This window comes from Sulfurovum sp. XGS-02, from assembly GCF_023213175.1.
In the GTDB taxonomy this organism is placed as follows: domain Bacteria; phylum Campylobacterota; class Campylobacteria; order Campylobacterales; family Sulfurovaceae; genus Sulfurovum.
This window is the reverse complement of sequence record NZ_CP093312.1, coordinates 867,477-882,333: the sequence shown is the minus strand read 5'-3', so window position 1 is coordinate 882,333 and position 14,857 is coordinate 867,477. Positions and strand designations below refer to the sequence as shown.

Annotated in this window: 16 protein-coding genes; 3 read left to right on the top strand and 13 right to left on the bottom strand. The window is 38.7% G+C overall.

Annotated elements, in window-relative coordinates; genetic code table 11:
* Positions 1-58: 58 nt before the first annotated feature.
* Entirely contained in the window at positions 59-616 is a 558-nt protein-coding gene (locus tag MN086_RS04415) for a hypothetical protein (protein WP_248576849.1), read from the bottom strand.
* Between the two features lie 242 nt (positions 617-858).
* Here MN086_RS04415 and murA point away from each other — a divergent pair, with 242 nt between their 5' ends.
* Complete coding sequence (gene murA / locus MN086_RS04410; RefSeq protein ID WP_248576848.1) at positions 859-2,127, top strand: UDP-N-acetylglucosamine 1-carboxyvinyltransferase; 1,269 nt, start codon at positions 859-861, stop codon at positions 2,125-2,127.
* Between the two features lie 5 nt (positions 2,128-2,132).
* On the opposite strand, the gene MN086_RS04405 is transcribed toward murA, so the two are convergent.
* The 11 genes from MN086_RS04405 to aroQ all read right to left on the bottom strand — a co-directional run bounded on the left by MN086_RS04405 (position 2,133) and on the right by aroQ (position 11,514).
* Positions 2,133-2,417, bottom strand: a complete 285-nt coding sequence (locus MN086_RS04405) for a hypothetical protein (RefSeq protein WP_248576847.1) — start codon at positions 2,415-2,417, stop codon at positions 2,133-2,135.
* 13 nt (positions 2,418-2,430) lie between these two features.
* A complete protein-coding gene (locus MN086_RS04400) occupies positions 2,431-4,110 on the bottom strand; it encodes a hypothetical protein (protein ID WP_248576846.1) in 1,680 nt (559 codons plus the stop codon).
* A 127-nt stretch (positions 4,111-4,237) separates the two neighbouring features.
* Entirely contained in the window at positions 4,238-4,408 is a 171-nt protein-coding gene (locus MN086_RS04395) for a hypothetical protein (RefSeq protein ID WP_248576845.1), read from the bottom strand.
* A complete protein-coding gene (locus MN086_RS04390) occupies positions 4,398-5,615 on the bottom strand; it encodes an OmpA family protein (RefSeq protein ID WP_248576844.1) in 1,218 nt (405 codons plus the stop codon). Before MN086_RS04390 ends, MN086_RS04395 begins: the two co-directional genes overlap by 11 nt.
* A 4-nt stretch (positions 5,616-5,619) precedes the next feature.
* Entirely contained in the window at positions 5,620-6,726 is a 1,107-nt protein-coding gene (locus MN086_RS04385; RefSeq protein WP_248576843.1) for a MotA/TolQ/ExbB proton channel family protein, read from the bottom strand.
* A gap of 151 nt (positions 6,727-6,877) precedes the next feature.
* Positions 6,878-7,897 carry a tRNA 2-thiouridine(34) synthase MnmA gene (gene mnmA, locus MN086_RS04380; protein WP_248576842.1) on the bottom strand — a complete coding sequence of 340 codons (1,020 nt, stop codon included), beginning with the start codon at positions 7,895-7,897 and terminating at the stop codon, positions 6,878-6,880.
* Between the two features lies 1 nt (position 7,898).
* Positions 7,899-8,369, bottom strand: coding sequence for a hypothetical protein (locus MN086_RS04375; RefSeq protein ID WP_248576841.1), 471 nt, complete (start codon positions 8,367-8,369; stop codon positions 7,899-7,901).
* The gene (locus tag MN086_RS04370) at positions 8,359-9,447 is read right to left on the bottom strand and encodes a flagellar biosynthesis protein FlhF (RefSeq protein ID WP_248576840.1); all 1,089 of its coding nucleotides are present in this window, start codon (positions 9,445-9,447) and stop codon (positions 8,359-8,361) included. Before MN086_RS04370 ends, MN086_RS04375 begins: the two co-directional genes overlap by 11 nt.
* Positions 9,440-9,931 carry a 2-amino-4-hydroxy-6-hydroxymethyldihydropteridine diphosphokinase gene (folK, locus tag MN086_RS04365; RefSeq protein ID WP_248576839.1) on the bottom strand — a complete coding sequence of 164 codons (492 nt, stop codon included), beginning with the start codon at positions 9,929-9,931 and terminating at the stop codon, positions 9,440-9,442. The genes MN086_RS04370 and folK overlap by 8 nt, the downstream gene beginning before the upstream one ends.
* Before the next feature lie 8 nt (positions 9,932-9,939).
* Positions 9,940-10,959, bottom strand: a complete 1,020-nt coding sequence (locus MN086_RS04360; protein WP_248576838.1) for a M24 family metallopeptidase — start codon at positions 10,957-10,959, stop codon at positions 9,940-9,942.
* Positions 10,960-11,028: 69 nt separating this feature from the next.
* Complete coding sequence (aroQ, locus tag MN086_RS04355; RefSeq protein ID WP_248576837.1) at positions 11,029-11,514, bottom strand: type II 3-dehydroquinate dehydratase; 486 nt, start codon at positions 11,512-11,514, stop codon at positions 11,029-11,031.
* 62 nt (positions 11,515-11,576) lie between these two features.
* Between aroQ and MN086_RS04350 the strand changes: the two genes are divergently transcribed.
* Together MN086_RS04350 and sppA are read left to right on the top strand one after the other, a co-directional pair.
* Positions 11,577-12,791, top strand: coding sequence for a metal-dependent hydrolase (locus MN086_RS04350; protein ID WP_248576836.1), 1,215 nt, complete (start codon positions 11,577-11,579; stop codon positions 12,789-12,791).
* The gene (sppA, locus tag MN086_RS04345) at positions 12,784-13,638 is read left to right on the top strand and encodes a signal peptide peptidase SppA (RefSeq protein ID WP_248576835.1); all 855 of its coding nucleotides are present in this window, start codon (positions 12,784-12,786) and stop codon (positions 13,636-13,638) included. The genes MN086_RS04350 and sppA overlap by 8 nt, the downstream gene beginning before the upstream one ends.
* Here sppA and MN086_RS04340 read toward each other — a convergent pair whose 3' ends face one another.
* Positions 13,639-14,856 (bottom strand): CAP domain-containing protein, encoded by a 1,218-nt coding sequence (locus MN086_RS04340; RefSeq protein WP_248576834.1) that lies wholly within the window; start codon positions 14,854-14,856, stop codon positions 13,639-13,641.
* Between the last annotated feature and the right edge of the window lies 1 nt (position 14,857).

Below are 14,857 nucleotides of genomic sequence, written 5' to 3'. Positions count from 1 at the left end.
TTGATTGTAGCAAATTTTTGATTAGTGAAGCGTTAGGGAAATGAAAATTCCCTAAATTTTAAAAGAGCGTATCAGATGGTATTTCAACACGTGATATAAGATCTTTATAGTGCTCCACGTTTTGAAAGGCTTTTTCATAACGCCAACGTAAAACAAATTCAATGATCTCATTTTTACGTTTATTCTCCAGTGTCTCGGCTTTACCGAAATATCCTAAAGAGATATTCTTCGCTTTCTTTTTACCATGCTTGTCTGGTTCATAAGTGATAGCAATGACCTGGATATATTTACCTTCACGTACTTCTCCAAAATCATCTTCTTTCAAACCAATACCAGAGAGGTTCATGGCCTTATACATAAAGACCTTATCAAAGTCTGGAGACTTCTCAAATATTTTGAGTTTTTCATAAAGCTCTTTAACCCGCACTATATTCTCTTCGCGAACATTGTCACAGTTCTTATCAGCTTTACGCACAGTTTTTACCGGTGGTTTCGTTTTAGTTTTTGGCACTTCTTTGTGCTCGGAAGATATTACCGAAGACTTTTTTTCTTTTTCTTCGATTTTATCTTCCAAGCGACTCGTAAGCGCCCTTAATTTATCTAAACTACTCGACATTCTTTTCCCTTAAAATGTGGGCCTGTAGCCCTTTTTGAGTATATATTAGTAAATATAGTACAGAACTTCTTGTTATAGCTAGATTAAATTATAGTGAATAATATTAATTTTCCTATTTTTTAATTTAAAAGGGGAGAAATGGACTAATATTAATTAGCATAAAAAGTGCTGTTTCACCTAATAGCCCACTTCTAATCGAGTTTTAGGTAAAATCTTTCAAATATTATTTGAGGATATAATGGATGGATTATTTAGAGATAGTAGGTGGTAGCAAGTTAAGTGGAAATATTACGATCAGTGGTGCTAAGAATGCTGCCCTTCCTATCATAGCTGCAACTATACTCAGTGACAAAGAAGTCACGTTAACCAACCTTCCTAATGTGGTAGATATCCGAACACTCCTTAAGTTGTTAACGATGCTTGGCGGTAACGTTGAACATGATAATACGGTCGCAAAGATCAACAACGGTTCGATTACTTCCACCAAAGCAGTCTATGAGATCGTTTCTCAGATGAGAGCATCCATTTTGGTTTTGGGTCCCCTGCTTGCAAGATTTGGTGAATGTGAAGTGAGTTTACCTGGTGGTTGTGCCATCGGCCAGCGTCCTATAGACCTTCATCTTCAGGCACTCGAAGAGATGGGTGCACATATAGAGATCAAAGGTGGGTATGTTCGTGCGGAAGCACCCAATGGCCTTCAAGGTGCAAAGATCATTTTTGACAAGATCACTGTAGGCGGTACGGAGAATATCGTTATGGCTGCAGCCTTGGCTAAAGGGACCACCACGATCATTAATGCGGCAAAAGAACCAGAAGTGGTTCAACTCTGTGAAATGATACGTGATGCTGGCGTAAAGATAGAAGGTATAGGTACGGATGAGCTTATTATAGAAGGTACGGACAGGAAACCTCTTACATTTAAAACTGTGGAGATCATCCCAGACCGTATAGAGGCAGGGACCTACCTTTGTGCAGGAGCTATCACACATTCAAGTATTACCCTTAACAAGGTAAACCATAAGCATATACGCGCATCTATAGACAAACTGGAACATATGGGTTGTACCTTTGATCTGGGAGATGACAGTATCACTATCCACCCTGCTTCAAATCTCAAACCTGTCAATCTCATCACCTTGGAGTATCCGGGCTTCCCTACAGACATGCAAGCACAATTCATGGCACTTGCGGTCATGGCTGAAGGTGAAAGCCTTATAGAGGAGCGTCTCTTTGAAAACCGTTTTATGCATGTCAGTGAACTCAACCGTCTGGGTGCAGATATCTGGCTCAAAGGGAGTACTGCAGCGGTAAAAGGTGTTGACAAGCTCTATGGAGCAGATGTTATGGCAACAGACCTCAGAGCCTCTTCTGCACTCGTTTTGGCTGCCCTTGTTGCAGAAGGTACGACCAATGTAAGACGTATCTATCACCTAGACCGTGGATATGATGACCTGGAAGGGAAACTTGCTGCACTGGGAGCAAATATTGTGAGAAAGAAAGAGAGCAAGTAGAAGGTCTATTGGGCTTCTACAACTTCTATCACTGCAGGGAAACCAGGGCCTAACGCTTCTTTAATAAGCACAGCCTTTATTTTAACGGTTTGGTTTTGTTTTTTTTCCAGATCAAACTTGGCTTGATTTTGTATCTTGTAACTTTGCTGACTCTTACTGTCTTTAATACTTAAATAGGTATGGGGTTCAGAGCCTTTCACTGCTACCCTTCCCTCAAGCTCCATCACATTATCTTGTGCACATCCCACAAACAATCCTATAAGACTCAGTACAATAAATATTTTTTTCATATATACCCTTCTTCTATTTGGCTATTAATGTTGCTTCGGTTTGACCATTCAGCTCTAAACTGACAGTAATATCACCCGTTACATTATCCCCAATTTTATAGTAGTAATTCCCCTGGGGCTGAACGGTACCAGATGTTGTATATAGCGTCGGCTGTGGAATATAGTTAAAGAGGTTTATAGAATTCATTGTATATATTGTACTTCCATACACATCCTCAAATAATGTACCGATATTATATTCAGGTGTATCCACTAGATTGTCATGGTCTGAAAGCATCACGGCAACACCCCACTCGCTAAGCAGATCAGCAAACGTTTTACCTGAACCATTAGGAGATTGATTGACAGCATATACGACTGCCTGTTCATTATCAAAACTATTATGCATAATATCATGAAGCACTTGTGCTCCTCCATAGTTTCGGAGAAGATAAGCACCAAATGTATTCACTTTAGCATAATCTGCTAGTTGGCTATTCCATTCTGTTAATGAGAGCGTATTATTGGCATTGAAAATTGGATATCTCCCCTCTACACTATGTCCAATTTTAGTACCAATAATATCCTCCGTACTTTCAGAAAGCATTTCTTTAATCCAAGTCTCAGCATTGACATCAAGTAAAACATTTTTTTGATAAAAATCGATCATGTGCTGAAACTCATGCGAAAGAGTCGAGACCATCTCTTTAGGCCATGAATCATTTATATCCCAAGATAAACCATCTTCATTTGCAAACATTACAGCATCTGCATAAAACATTATTCTTTCATTAGATCCTCGTAAATCATATGTACCATTATTATAGATACCTTTTACATAATTATCTTTCGGATAAAAGAAACCAATTATACCACCATCAGGAGTATCATAAACAGGAGGACTTGGGTTAGGTATATCAGTAAGTAATATAGTTATTTCATTATTCTGAGAAATGAAATAACTTTCTAAGTTACTTCCCCATTCTTCTCCATATATGTTTGTTACCCAGTCATATATATCATTCTCAAGACCATCAGACAAAAAATAACCTGCTAATGCATCTACCATAGGTTGAGTCACACATTTTGTTTTAGGACATCCTACACCAAAACTATCATTTGATACCCAAATATTAAGTTTTTTATTTCCAAAGATAGTAGGTATTAAATCTGAAACATATCTAGCAGTAGCATCAGTGTATTCAGATGTATCTTCACTCAGATAAAATCTTTGTCCAGTACCTACAACATCTTCTTGTCTCTCTATAGAAGTTATAATTTTTTCATAAGAAGACATAGTTATTTGATCTTGTGTAAGTACTGTACCGATTCTAGTTGAAAAATTTTGTACATATTGAGGATGATGGAGAATACGTGGTTTTTCTGCTAAATCAGTAGATAAAACAGTTTTAGCCTGTGGTACTTCTGTAACTTTAGCATTATGTGCAATGGTTGCAGAAGCAGAAGTAGTCGCACTATTACTAAGTACCAGATAAAGATCTTTCGCTACATTTCCTACAGATACATTCGCATTGATGGTATTTGCAGTCCCTAGGCTTTCCACTTGATAGTCACCTGTAATAGTAACATTGACATCTATATCGGTTGGCAGTACTACAGGATCAGTACTTGTTGTTGATCCGCCCCCACCGCCACAGCCGGAAAGAGTCATCACCACAATCACTAATAATGTTGAAAAACGATTGAATTCCATTTTATTACCTCTATTGTCTCAGTAAAATATTGACATTATATTTTTAGTATAGCATACTATACGATACTTGTATGAAATTTCTATGAAATATGAGAACAATGTATGAAGAAGTAGTAAAAGTTTGAAGTTATTTATAGAACTTTTTCAATATACCTACAAACTTTTCCCATAAAGAGGTTTGAACACTCACATTTTCAGAGTGTTTATCCTCTTTTTGATCTCGTTTTAAAGATATCAGGTCTCTCTCCAGTTTTTCATTTGCCTCTTTTAAATATACGGGCTCAAAATCACTGCGCATCTAAAACCTTTTCTATCTCCTGCATGGCATCTTCATTTTTGAGTCTAAATTTAATCTCTATACGTCTTGATGCTTCTTTATCTTCTACACCGTCTACTATAATAGCATCCTGATATGCTCTCCCCGAAGCGATCATAAGCGGTTGAATGTTATGCTTTTTCGTGAAATTCAAAGTCAGCAGATACTCCATGACTGCCAGAGCACGTTTTTGCGAAAGATTCAGGTTATAGATGTATGATCCCACACTGTCAGTATGCCCTTCAATAATAATTTTATCAAGGTGAGACTTGATACTTGGATTTGTAACCAAAGTACCGATGTACTCTTCAAATGCTTTTTTGAGCTCTACTTTTGCTTCAGGTTTCAATGTTGCATCTCCACTTTCAAAAAGTATGTTAGAAGCCAATCTGAGCGAGCCGGTCCTTTTATCTATGTCGATCTTGTCACCCAAGGCCTCTTTTAGTGCAGCCACGACTTTAAGTTTGATACCTGTAAGCGATTTGATCTTCGCCTTTTGTGCCTGAAGATTCGCTACCAGCTCATCATACTTTGTTTTCTTTTCATCCAAAGCATTCAGGAGCGTTAAAAGTTTTTCATCTTTTATTTTTACCGTATTCTTCGTCACATTCAAGTCATTAGAGAGCATGAGTACTTTTCCTTCATACTCTTTTAAACTTTTTGTTGTTTTATTCAATATATCTTTATTTTCATCCAGCATATTTTGGACGATCACAATTTTATTGCTCAACATATCCTGTTTGGCATTCGCTTCGAGTAAGAGTTTATTCAGCTTGTCTATTTCAGAGATATGCAGCTTGAACATTCTTTCATTTTCAGCCAATAGCAGCTGATCTTTTGCAATACGTGTATTTTTAAGTTGCAGTTGTTTTTCAGCTTCGCTCAACTTGATCGCATCTTCGGCAATACGTGCATTTCGAAGGGTTAGCAACTTCTCTTTTTCGGCTATAAGTGCTTTACTTTTTGCCAAAGCATTATTCAACTTGGCCAAGGTATATTCTTTCACATCAAGTGTTTCAGAGAGTTTTGTAAGCCGCTCTTCTTTAGTATGCAGATCTGCTTTCAATATCACAGATTTTGATACGATTGCACCAATAAGTAAAATGAAAACAAAAAGTAATCCTGCCATCAGGTCTGCATAGGATATCCAGAAATTGCTTTCTGCATTCGTCTTGTCGTTTCTAAACATCTTTTTACTTTTTTTGCTGTTTTAAATGAGCCATGTTTTCAAGTATCTGTTCATTCTGTTCAGAGATAATACGTGCAAATTCTGCAAGCTTTGTAACAGCCTGTCCCAGCTCTTCATCTATCTTCTCGAACGTATGATCCACTGAACCATCAAAACGTTCCATAGATCTTTGAAGGTTCTGAGCATTTTGGTTAAATCCTTCAATATTTTTTTCCATAGCAGCCACTGCATCAACGCTTGATTGTCTGTTCTGAATGTTCTCGAGTGTATCACGTAATTCTGAAGAGGCCTCCTGCATATGTACGGTCAGCTTTGTAAAACTGTTTGTCGTATCATGTACGATCGTTGTGAAATTTTTAAGATACTGATCATTCAATTCTTTAATAAAATCCATATTGAATGTCTCTTTAAGTGTCTGAACGATCTGTTGGTCTTTAAGTTCACTCTGCATATGTTCATGCTTGATCAACTCCGATCTTTTCCAAACACGCTGTCCATACAGTTTTTCCAGATCGAAGATCTGTTTATCCACTTTTGCAATACCTCTTTTTTCAAAGTATGTCCAGATAAGAGAGAGCATAATACCGTAGATCGATGCATAAAATGCCGTACCTATACCCGAAAGGAGTATAGATATCTCACGGTCAAGTGCACTAAGGTCTTTTACTGTAAAGTCAGGCATAGAGAGGGCAATAGCGATAAATGTACCCAAGATACCCAACATAGGGAAAACAGAGGGTGCTACACGTGCAAAGTTGTCATTACGGATATCCTCATAGTACTCAGTGATAAACTCTTTGATATGTAAGGTAGATTTGGTCTTACCCATGATCGTTAATGCATTTTCACGTAAGGCTGCCTGCAGGTTCTCTTCCATGTTGGCAAATGACCCTCTCATATGGCACACTGCATAATTTGCATTATGTCGTACAAACGAGACAAATACGACAAATATAAATGCCACGATACCCAATGTATGCGTCTCTACATTAACAGGGATAATACCCAAATACGCAACTACCAATCCTACTAAAAAAAGAAAAGGTATCAATAATATGATAAAAAAGTGTGAACTACACGAAGCTGATTTTTTTCTGTCAAATTGTTGCATAAAGCATCCTACTTAAAGTGAATTAATCCATTATATCCAAAATCGTTAAATGAAAATACAGAAGATTTTATCTCAATCATACCCTGAATATTTTCATTTAATATTCCTTAATATAAAGCGAATGATATTCTACACCACTTCATCTTAATTTTTAACAGATTACTCCGCCACCGATCAACTTGTCATCTTCATAAAATGCAGCGATCTGTCCTTTTGCCAGTCCAAAGACAGGCTCTTCTAACACTACTTTGGCTTTACCGTCACTGATGCTCACATGACAAGGTACTGCAGTGGTACGGTAACGCACTTTCACCATGCAATCAAACTCTGTAAGATCTTTAAAAAGGTTGATATGTTTGACTTCAAACTCATGCTCTTCGAGTTTTTCCTTGGTACCTACAACGATCTGATTCGTTTCAGGTTTAATGTCAAGTACGAAGTGTGGGTCATGTGCACCATCAACAAAGAAACCTCGACGTTTTCCTATCGTGTAATGCATATATCCTTTGTGTGTACCGACCACGTTTCCTTCAGTATCTACTGTCTCACCAGGCATATCGATATCCATATGTTTTGCCAAGACTTCATCGTAGGTATTTTCCACAAAACAGATCTCAGAGCTCTCTCTTTGTGTGGCAAAATCTTTCAGTACTTCTATATTGGCTGCATAGGCTTTTACATCTTTTTTCACCCATGTACCCAGAGGGAAAAGCAATCTAGGCAAAACCTCTTTTTTTACTTCACAAAGGAAATAACTCTGGTCTTTGTTCGGGTCATCTGCTGCATAGATGAACTCACCGTCACATTTGATATAGTGTCCTGTCGCGACATGATCCGCACCGATACTGTCTGCAAACTCAACCATCTTTCCAAACTTGATAGTACGGTTGCACATGACACAGGGGTTTGGTGTCAGTCCCTGTTTATAACTGTCTACAAAATAGTTATAAACCTGCTTATCAAACTCTTCACTCAGGTCCAGGAAGTGTACCTTTACACCCAGGTATTCACCTACTCTTTGTGCTTTGGCAAAATTCTCTTCATGATACCCTGGTTTCTGATGGAGCTTCATATAGACACCTTCAACTTCATACCCCTCTTTTTGTAAGAGTATGGATGTCACCGTGGAGTCTACACCTCCACTCATACCGACTAATACTTTCTTTTTCATATCAATTCACTTTCTTAATTTGTATTGCTATCTCTTCATCCACATTGACCAAAGAGCCCTCTGCGATCATTTTACTCTCTGATACAAGCGTTACTTTTCCCAGATCCAGATGTGTGATATCTATCGTAGATCCTATTTCCAACGCCTTGCTTTGCACGGTACCAAAAGAGATCTTTAGCATTTTATATTTTTTACTGTCAAGTTGTTTTATCGTATCATCAACGATATACACAATTTCTGATACATGCGTATTCTGCATAGGTCTGAGCCGTATTTTAGCACAGATAGTTTCACCATTCATTAATAACAGTTCTAATCTGTTAAACCCTGTAAGCAGTATGTCATTCAGACTTAGTTTTTTAAGCTTATTACTTCGTACGGCCACAAGCGGTAAGGTTAGATCATATGTCGGACAGGATAGATGCTTTTGCATCATCTTCGCTAAATGAAACGCCTGTGTTTCATGCTTCATCCAAATCACCGATAAACTGCTCTAAAAGATACTCTTTTGAAGCGACCATAAGATCATCCGGTACCTCCTGGCCTGTCGAGAAATAACTCATAGGTAAATTGTATAATAGCATAAAGTTCAACAACGTGCCAAAATGTTTCGTCTCATCAAATTTACTGATCATCACAGAGTCTATATCCAAGAATGAGAAGTTATTATAAATATCATCCATATCTTCATATTTCACCGTTGCTGAGAAAACGAGATTTACCTCCAGTTTTCTAGGTGTATCCGTCTGAACAAACTCTACTGTCTTAATAAATTTTTTCGTATCATACGGTGACATACCTGCTGTGTCTACCAATATAACATCATAATCACTTAAAGCTTCCAAACCTGCAGTAAAATCTTCTAGACTCTCTACAGTAATGTGTTTAAGCTGCATAATATCCGCATAGTGTGCAAGTTGTTCAAATGCGCCCACTTTATAACTGTCAAGATTGAGAAGGGCTACTTTATAGGGTTTATCCATCAAATAGGCATAACGTGCAGCCAGTTTAGCAATGGTCGTCGTTTTTCCTACACCCGTTGGACCTACAAGCATCATGATCTTAGGCTCGTCCAATGTCTCTTCATGTACTTTCAGACTCTCGTCGATCTCTTCAAGCAAGTAAGAGACCAAAAGTGCTGCATCCCCCAGTATATTACTTCCCATGAGTGACAATAAAATATCATCCAGCCAAACTTTGGCAATACCTTTTTTGATAAAAAGTTTTTTCACTTTTTGCACGACACTCTCATCTTCTGAATCCAGCATCTCCTCTTTCATCAAAGACAATTGTTTTTTCAGTTCACCAAGTTCTGCCAACAGTACGGCATCATCTTCTTGCTCAGAATCACTGTTTTCGGCAGAGATCTTACCAAAAGACTTTTCCATAAAAATATCTTTAGGTACAGCGATACATACTTCACAACGTAATTTGCCATCTTCATATTTGATCTGTTTTGCTGAAATGAGCTCAACACCCTCTCCATATTTCTCTACGGCTTGTTCATATGCACTTTTTGGATCAGAAGCAACAAATGTTTCATTAATCATTGTATATGCCTTTCATCATTGATAATGGGATCAATACAGACGCCCGTTCTCTCCAACCCGGATGAGGAAGTGTCAGTTCTTGGGTTTCCATTTTCACATTTTCATAAAATATGATATCTATATCTAATGTTCTGGGACCGTCTTTAAAGAGACGTTTACGTCCAAACACCTTTTCCACACGCAACAGATAACGCAATAACACCTTGGGACTTAAAAACGTCTCAATGAGCAGTAAAGAGTTATAAAAATCTCCCTGTTCTGTATACCCAAAAGGGGGATTTTTCACGATAGGTGCTGTCTCTATGACACGCACTAAGGAAGATCTTTTAAAATAGTAAAAAAGATGTTCAAATCGACGTACGACATCACCGATATTTCCACCGATCCCCAGTAATACCTTATGCCCACTTTGACTTGACAAAATAGAAGGAAAATCTTTTGTTCTGATTAAAGTGTTTTTTTCGTCTATTTTTTTTCTTATCATACCATAACCTACAGGACAACAGCTTTACCATCTACCATTGCTACCATATCTTCTATACGGATACCGAATTCATCAGGAATGTATATCCCCGGTTCTATAGTATACACCATACCATCCTCGATCACAGTATCCGACTTTGTAGAAATATAAGGCATTTCATGAATATCCAGTCCTACCCCATGTCCTGTTGAGTGCACATAGTACTCTCCAAAGCCTGCTTTGGTGACAATGTCACGTGTAAGTGCATCTACCTTTTTTGCTTTCATTCCGGAACGTGCTTTGGCAATGGCATTGTCATGTGCTTTAAGCACCGTATCGTAGGCTTTTTGTATCTTTTTACTTTTAAAACGCTGTTTGGTATCAAACATAAAATCTTTATCTGCCTGTACCGTACGTGTACGGTCTGAACAGTAACGTTTATATTTCAACCCTGCATCGACCAGGAGCAGATCATTTTTAGCGAGATTTTTTGAGGTTGGCATGGCATGAGGTTTCGCAGCATTGGCATTTACTGCCACGATAGGATCAAAACTCAGGTCATATTTACCGAAATCACTCAACATGCCTTTGGCTCTGTACGTGAGTGTATATTCATTTTCACCAAAACCGTTTGTAGAAAACTCTTTGGCCAGTGCTTTAAACGCTTTAGCACCCAGCTTTGCTGCTTTTGCAAGTATTTTCAGCTCTTCATCACTTTTAATGATACGCTTTTTATGCGAAAAATCCAACTGCGGATCAAATTTTACTTTACATTGTGAACTTACACGCTCAAATCCATCTACACTCCACTCTTTGGGATCAAAGATCACTTTTTTAACCCTGGCTTTTTTGATCAAAGAGACGGCTTCACCATAAAGGTCACGGTTGATAACCACTCTTGCACCTTTGACATTTTGGGTAGCATCAATGGTGTAACGACTGTCTGTGATAAAAAATGCTTCACTTCCCAAAGAGAGATAAAGTGCATTATCACAACTGTAGCCACATTCATAATAGATAGCATTTTCATCTTTGAGCATATAGTTCATAAGTGACCTTTTGATTTGGTTTAAAATTGGGGTATAGCCCTCCTCTCGGAGGAGAGGAAAGGGTTAGAATTATTTTTGTTGTGCTGCTTGTGCTTTTGCCTGGTGCTCTCTCATTGCTGCCACTTCTGAAAGCATTTGTGTCATACCAACCATTGCCAAGTGGTAACTAAATGGCCCCATACCTGAAATTTGACCTGCACATACAGGTGCTATCAGTGACTTATGTCTAAATTCCTCTCTTTGGTAAATGTTTGAAAGGTGTACTTCAAGTGTAGGTATCTGTACCGCTGCAATAGCATCACGAATTGCGATAGAGGTATGCGTATATGCAGCCGGATTGATAATAATACCATCGGCATCACCGATACACTCCTGGATACGATCTACGATCTCACCCTCTAAGTTGCTTTGAAAAAATTCGATCTCTGTTTTATTTTGATCAGCAAATGCTTTCATTTGCGAATGGATATCTTCTAATTTCATTGGGCCATAGATATTTTTCTCTCTGATTCCTAGCATATTGAGATTTGGACCTTGGATCACTACTATTTTCATTTTCTACCTTGTTTATATAATTTAGGTATTATTCTATCTAAATATATTAAATGTGAGGCAAAATGAAGATAATAAATGCAGACTTTCTCTACACACCCGATGGCTATATACAAAATCAAGCAGTTGCATTTACGGAAATCATTAAAGATATCGGTCCTTTAGAAGTACTCATCCAACGTTACCCCGATGCAGAAGTCATCCAGGCCGAGCCCCATTCGATACTCTATCCCGGATTTATCAACACCCATGTACATCTGGAGTTTTCTGCAAACAAAACATCGTTGATGTATGGCGCTTTCAAACCCTGGCTTGATTCTGTGATAGAGCATCGGGAGGAACTGATGGGGGCATGTAACAACGCAATGATGCTGGATGAGTGTCAAAATATGCTGCGTTCAGGTATCACGGCATTTGGTGCTATTTCAAGTTTTGGAAATGAACTTGAAGTATGTGAAAAAACGCCTCAACGTGTGGTCTTTTTTAATGAACTCATAGGCTCAAATGCCATGTACGCAGATATGCTCTATGGTGACTTTCAAGAGCGAGTAAGAGCCTCACAGTCCTGTGATAAAAGTTCTCGTATCACCCCTGCTGTAGCAATACACTCTCCCTATTCTGTCCATCCGATACTTCAGCAAAAAGCCGTCAACCTGGCCAAAAAACATACGATGCCTCTCAGTGCACATTTTTTAGAATCAAAAGATGAAAGAGAATGGCTTGAATCCAGTAGCGGTACGCTCAGAGCATTTTTTCTGAAATACTTTAACACCTCCACGACTGTCACCAATGTCAAAGAGTTCATGCATGCCTTTGACACCTATCCGACACATTTTGCACACTGTGTACAGGCAACAAAAGAGGAGTTAAACTATTTGGCCGAGAAGGGACACTCCATTGCCCATTGTCCTCGCTCTAACAGGTATCTGGGATGCGGCAGACTAGCCATTGAAGCACTATCCCTCCCTTTCAGTGTTGCTACAGACGGGTTAAGTTCCAACGATTCACTGAATATCTTCGATGAACTCAAAGCTGCAGTCATGCTGCACAACGACATACCGCTCCAAGAACTTTCCGAAAAACTGCTGCGTGCAGTGACAGGAGATGCTGCTGATATCTTAGGTCTGAACTGTGGTAAAATAGAAGTCGACAAACTTGCGGACTTTGCAGTCGTTACTCTGCCTGAAGCACCTCAAAGAACAGAAGAGTTGGCACTGTGGAGTATCTTGCATACAAAAGAGGTTTCAGAAGTTTATATAGAAGGAGAAAAATATGTTTAGTGCTATAGGAAAAGTGATCAAATGGATCGGACAACACTTTTTAGGAATGCTTTTTTTACTCATTGTGTTGCTTGTGTTTATGCCCTCTTCAACGACCGAATTAAAGCCTGCCAATCTACAGGAGATTCAACTTTCTGGTCCCATCATGGATGCGGATATGATACTCAAAGAGATAGAAGAGATACAAAAAGACCCTAAGATCAAAGGGGTACTGCTTAACGTAAATTCACCCGGAGGTGCGGTGCCGCCTTCGATTGAGATCGCCTATGCGATCAAAGCGTTAAAGGAGCATAAACCTGTGGTTGCTTATGCTTCCGGTATGATGACAAGCGGAAGTTACTATGCTTCTATCTATGCAAATACCATAATTGCCAATCCGGGTTCCATCGTGGGATCTATCGGTGTGATCATGGAGAGTGCAAATATAAAGGAACTGATGGATACTGTCGGTGTGAAAACACAAATAGTCAAAGAAGGTACCTACAAAGAAGCGGGTACGCCGACAAGAGAATGGACAGCTGAAGAACGTGCTGAACTCGAAAGGCTTACCAAAGATACCTATGAGCTTTTCATTCAGGATGTAGCCGATGCGAGGGGCTTGGATGTAAAGCATGCTAAAGCCTATGCAGATGCACATATATTTTCAGCAAAACGAGCTAAAGATGTAGGACTCATAGACCATGTTGGAGTGAAAATCCAGGCCAAAGCAGAAGTGGAAAAACTTGCGAACGTCACCGATCCAAGATGGAAAGAAAAAGATAAACTCGAAAGCTTTATGGAACAGTTTGCCACCAAAGGTATGATGCAGTTACAAAACTATTTTTACGGTCTAAAAGCTTCCTTCTGACTACTCTACGTCAAAGAAAACTTTTTGCTTGCCAAAATCCAGACTGACCCTTCCTGAAGAGCGTCTCTTCGGGAACGTTACTCTTAACGTATTTTGATCCATAAATGAGGCTTTGATACCTCCCCTAGAGCGATAGCTGTGTAAGATATCTTTCCTTGAGACGGGTACCATATAGAGGAGAGCGGTTGAACCTGCCTTGACAGCCAATGTTGTCCTATTCTCACTCACCCTGTATATTTTTTCTTCAGGTTTTGCTGTTCTGAATCTCCACTGTTTTTTTACTTTAGTCCCATCAGCAACACCTTCAAATACGGCACTGTATCTTGTGTTGAACTCGAGCCTTTTCAGTGGCATAAGTACGAATTCCAATTCACTTAAAATATGGTTAGGATCGCTGTTGTGTTGCAGGATCTTGGTCTCTTTGATCTCTTTTCCATTCGCATCATATAAACGAAAATCTTTCAATCTGACGTGGCTATAATTTGCAGGATTGAACTGTACAGAAATAGGAAAACCACTCACCTTATAACCAGGCAGAGGATCCGGGGACTCATTGTAAAATGCAGGCCAAATGTCAGTTTGTTCCGCATATGGATAGAGTATTATCTCTCTGTTTTTACTTCGTACTTTATCTTTTGCTGCTTCAAAAAGTGACTGGGGTACCATCTTGGTACTTTGCTTACAATTATCTCTCATATAATAGGTACCATTGGTCAAAGTAAAAGATTTTTGACAAAGTGCTGCAATACCTGACGTACCCATATTATAGACATATGCTTGTTTTACCTGTCTTTTTTTCTTCGTAGAAGAAGAACCATACCCTATCTCATCCGTATCAAAATTCAAAAAGACTAAACGATGGTAAATAGCAGAAAAAAGATTGTCTATGGATTTTTTCTGACCTAGGGTATTGATAGAGACATTTTCCATCACAAAAGTGGAAGGGTATCCTGCTTGTATTACACGATCTGAAGGTGTACTTCCTGTATAAGCCTCGTTTCCTTTTGTTTCGTAATGTCCATTTCTTTGATTCTGTATGAGATAGCGGGCATGAGAAGCAGCCGCATTTTGTAAAGCTTTATTACTTTTGAGTTTGATAAGACCGCTCTTTTCTCTTATACTGTTGAGATAGGTAAGTCCTGATTGTTCACTGTTGGCTTCGAGAGAAACCAACATAAACATAATGAAAAGAGAGAAACGCAAAAATGTATATCTCACG

What these genes read in the sequence shown, in the direction of transcription:
- MN086_RS04415 (WP_248576849.1), bottom strand. Translation starts at nt 616, where the DNA reads ATGTCGAGTAGTTTAGATAAATTAAGGGCGCTTACGAGTCGCTTGGAA.
- murA (WP_248576848.1), top strand. Translation starts at nt 859, where the DNA reads ATGGATTATTTAGAGATAGTAGGTGGTAGCAAGTTAAGTGGAAATATT.
- MN086_RS04405 (WP_248576847.1), bottom strand. Translation starts at nt 2,417, where the DNA reads ATGAAAAAAATATTTATTGTACTGAGTCTTATAGGATTGTTTGTGGGA.
- MN086_RS04400 (WP_248576846.1), bottom strand. Translation starts at nt 4,110, where the DNA reads ATGGAATTCAATCGTTTTTCAACATTATTAGTGATTGTGGTGATGACT.
- MN086_RS04395 (WP_248576845.1), bottom strand. Translation starts at nt 4,408, where the DNA reads ATGCGCAGTGATTTTGAGCCCGTATATTTAAAAGAGGCAAATGAAAAA.
- MN086_RS04390 (WP_248576844.1), bottom strand. Translation starts at nt 5,615, where the DNA reads ATGTTTAGAAACGACAAGACGAATGCAGAAAGCAATTTCTGGATATCC.
- MN086_RS04385 (WP_248576843.1), bottom strand. Translation starts at nt 6,726, where the DNA reads ATGCAACAATTTGACAGAAAAAAATCAGCTTCGTGTAGTTCACACTTT.
- mnmA (WP_248576842.1), bottom strand. Translation starts at nt 7,897, where the DNA reads ATGAAAAAGAAAGTATTAGTCGGTATGAGTGGAGGTGTAGACTCCACG.
- MN086_RS04375 (WP_248576841.1), bottom strand. Translation starts at nt 8,369, where the DNA reads ATGAAGCATGAAACACAGGCGTTTCATTTAGCGAAGATGATGCAAAAG.
- MN086_RS04370 (WP_248576840.1), bottom strand. Translation starts at nt 9,447, where the DNA reads ATGATTAATGAAACATTTGTTGCTTCTGATCCAAAAAGTGCATATGAA.
- folK (WP_248576839.1), bottom strand. Translation starts at nt 9,931, where the DNA reads ATGATAAGAAAAAAAATAGACGAAAAAAACACTTTAATCAGAACAAAA.
- MN086_RS04360 (WP_248576838.1), bottom strand. Translation starts at nt 10,959, where the DNA reads ATGAACTATATGCTCAAAGATGAAAATGCTATCTATTATGAATGTGGC.
- aroQ (WP_248576837.1), bottom strand. Translation starts at nt 11,514, where the DNA reads ATGAAAATAGTAGTGATCCAAGGTCCAAATCTCAATATGCTAGGAATC.
- MN086_RS04350 (WP_248576836.1), top strand. Translation starts at nt 11,577, where the DNA reads ATGAAGATAATAAATGCAGACTTTCTCTACACACCCGATGGCTATATA.
- sppA (WP_248576835.1), top strand. Translation starts at nt 12,784, where the DNA reads ATGTTTAGTGCTATAGGAAAAGTGATCAAATGGATCGGACAACACTTT.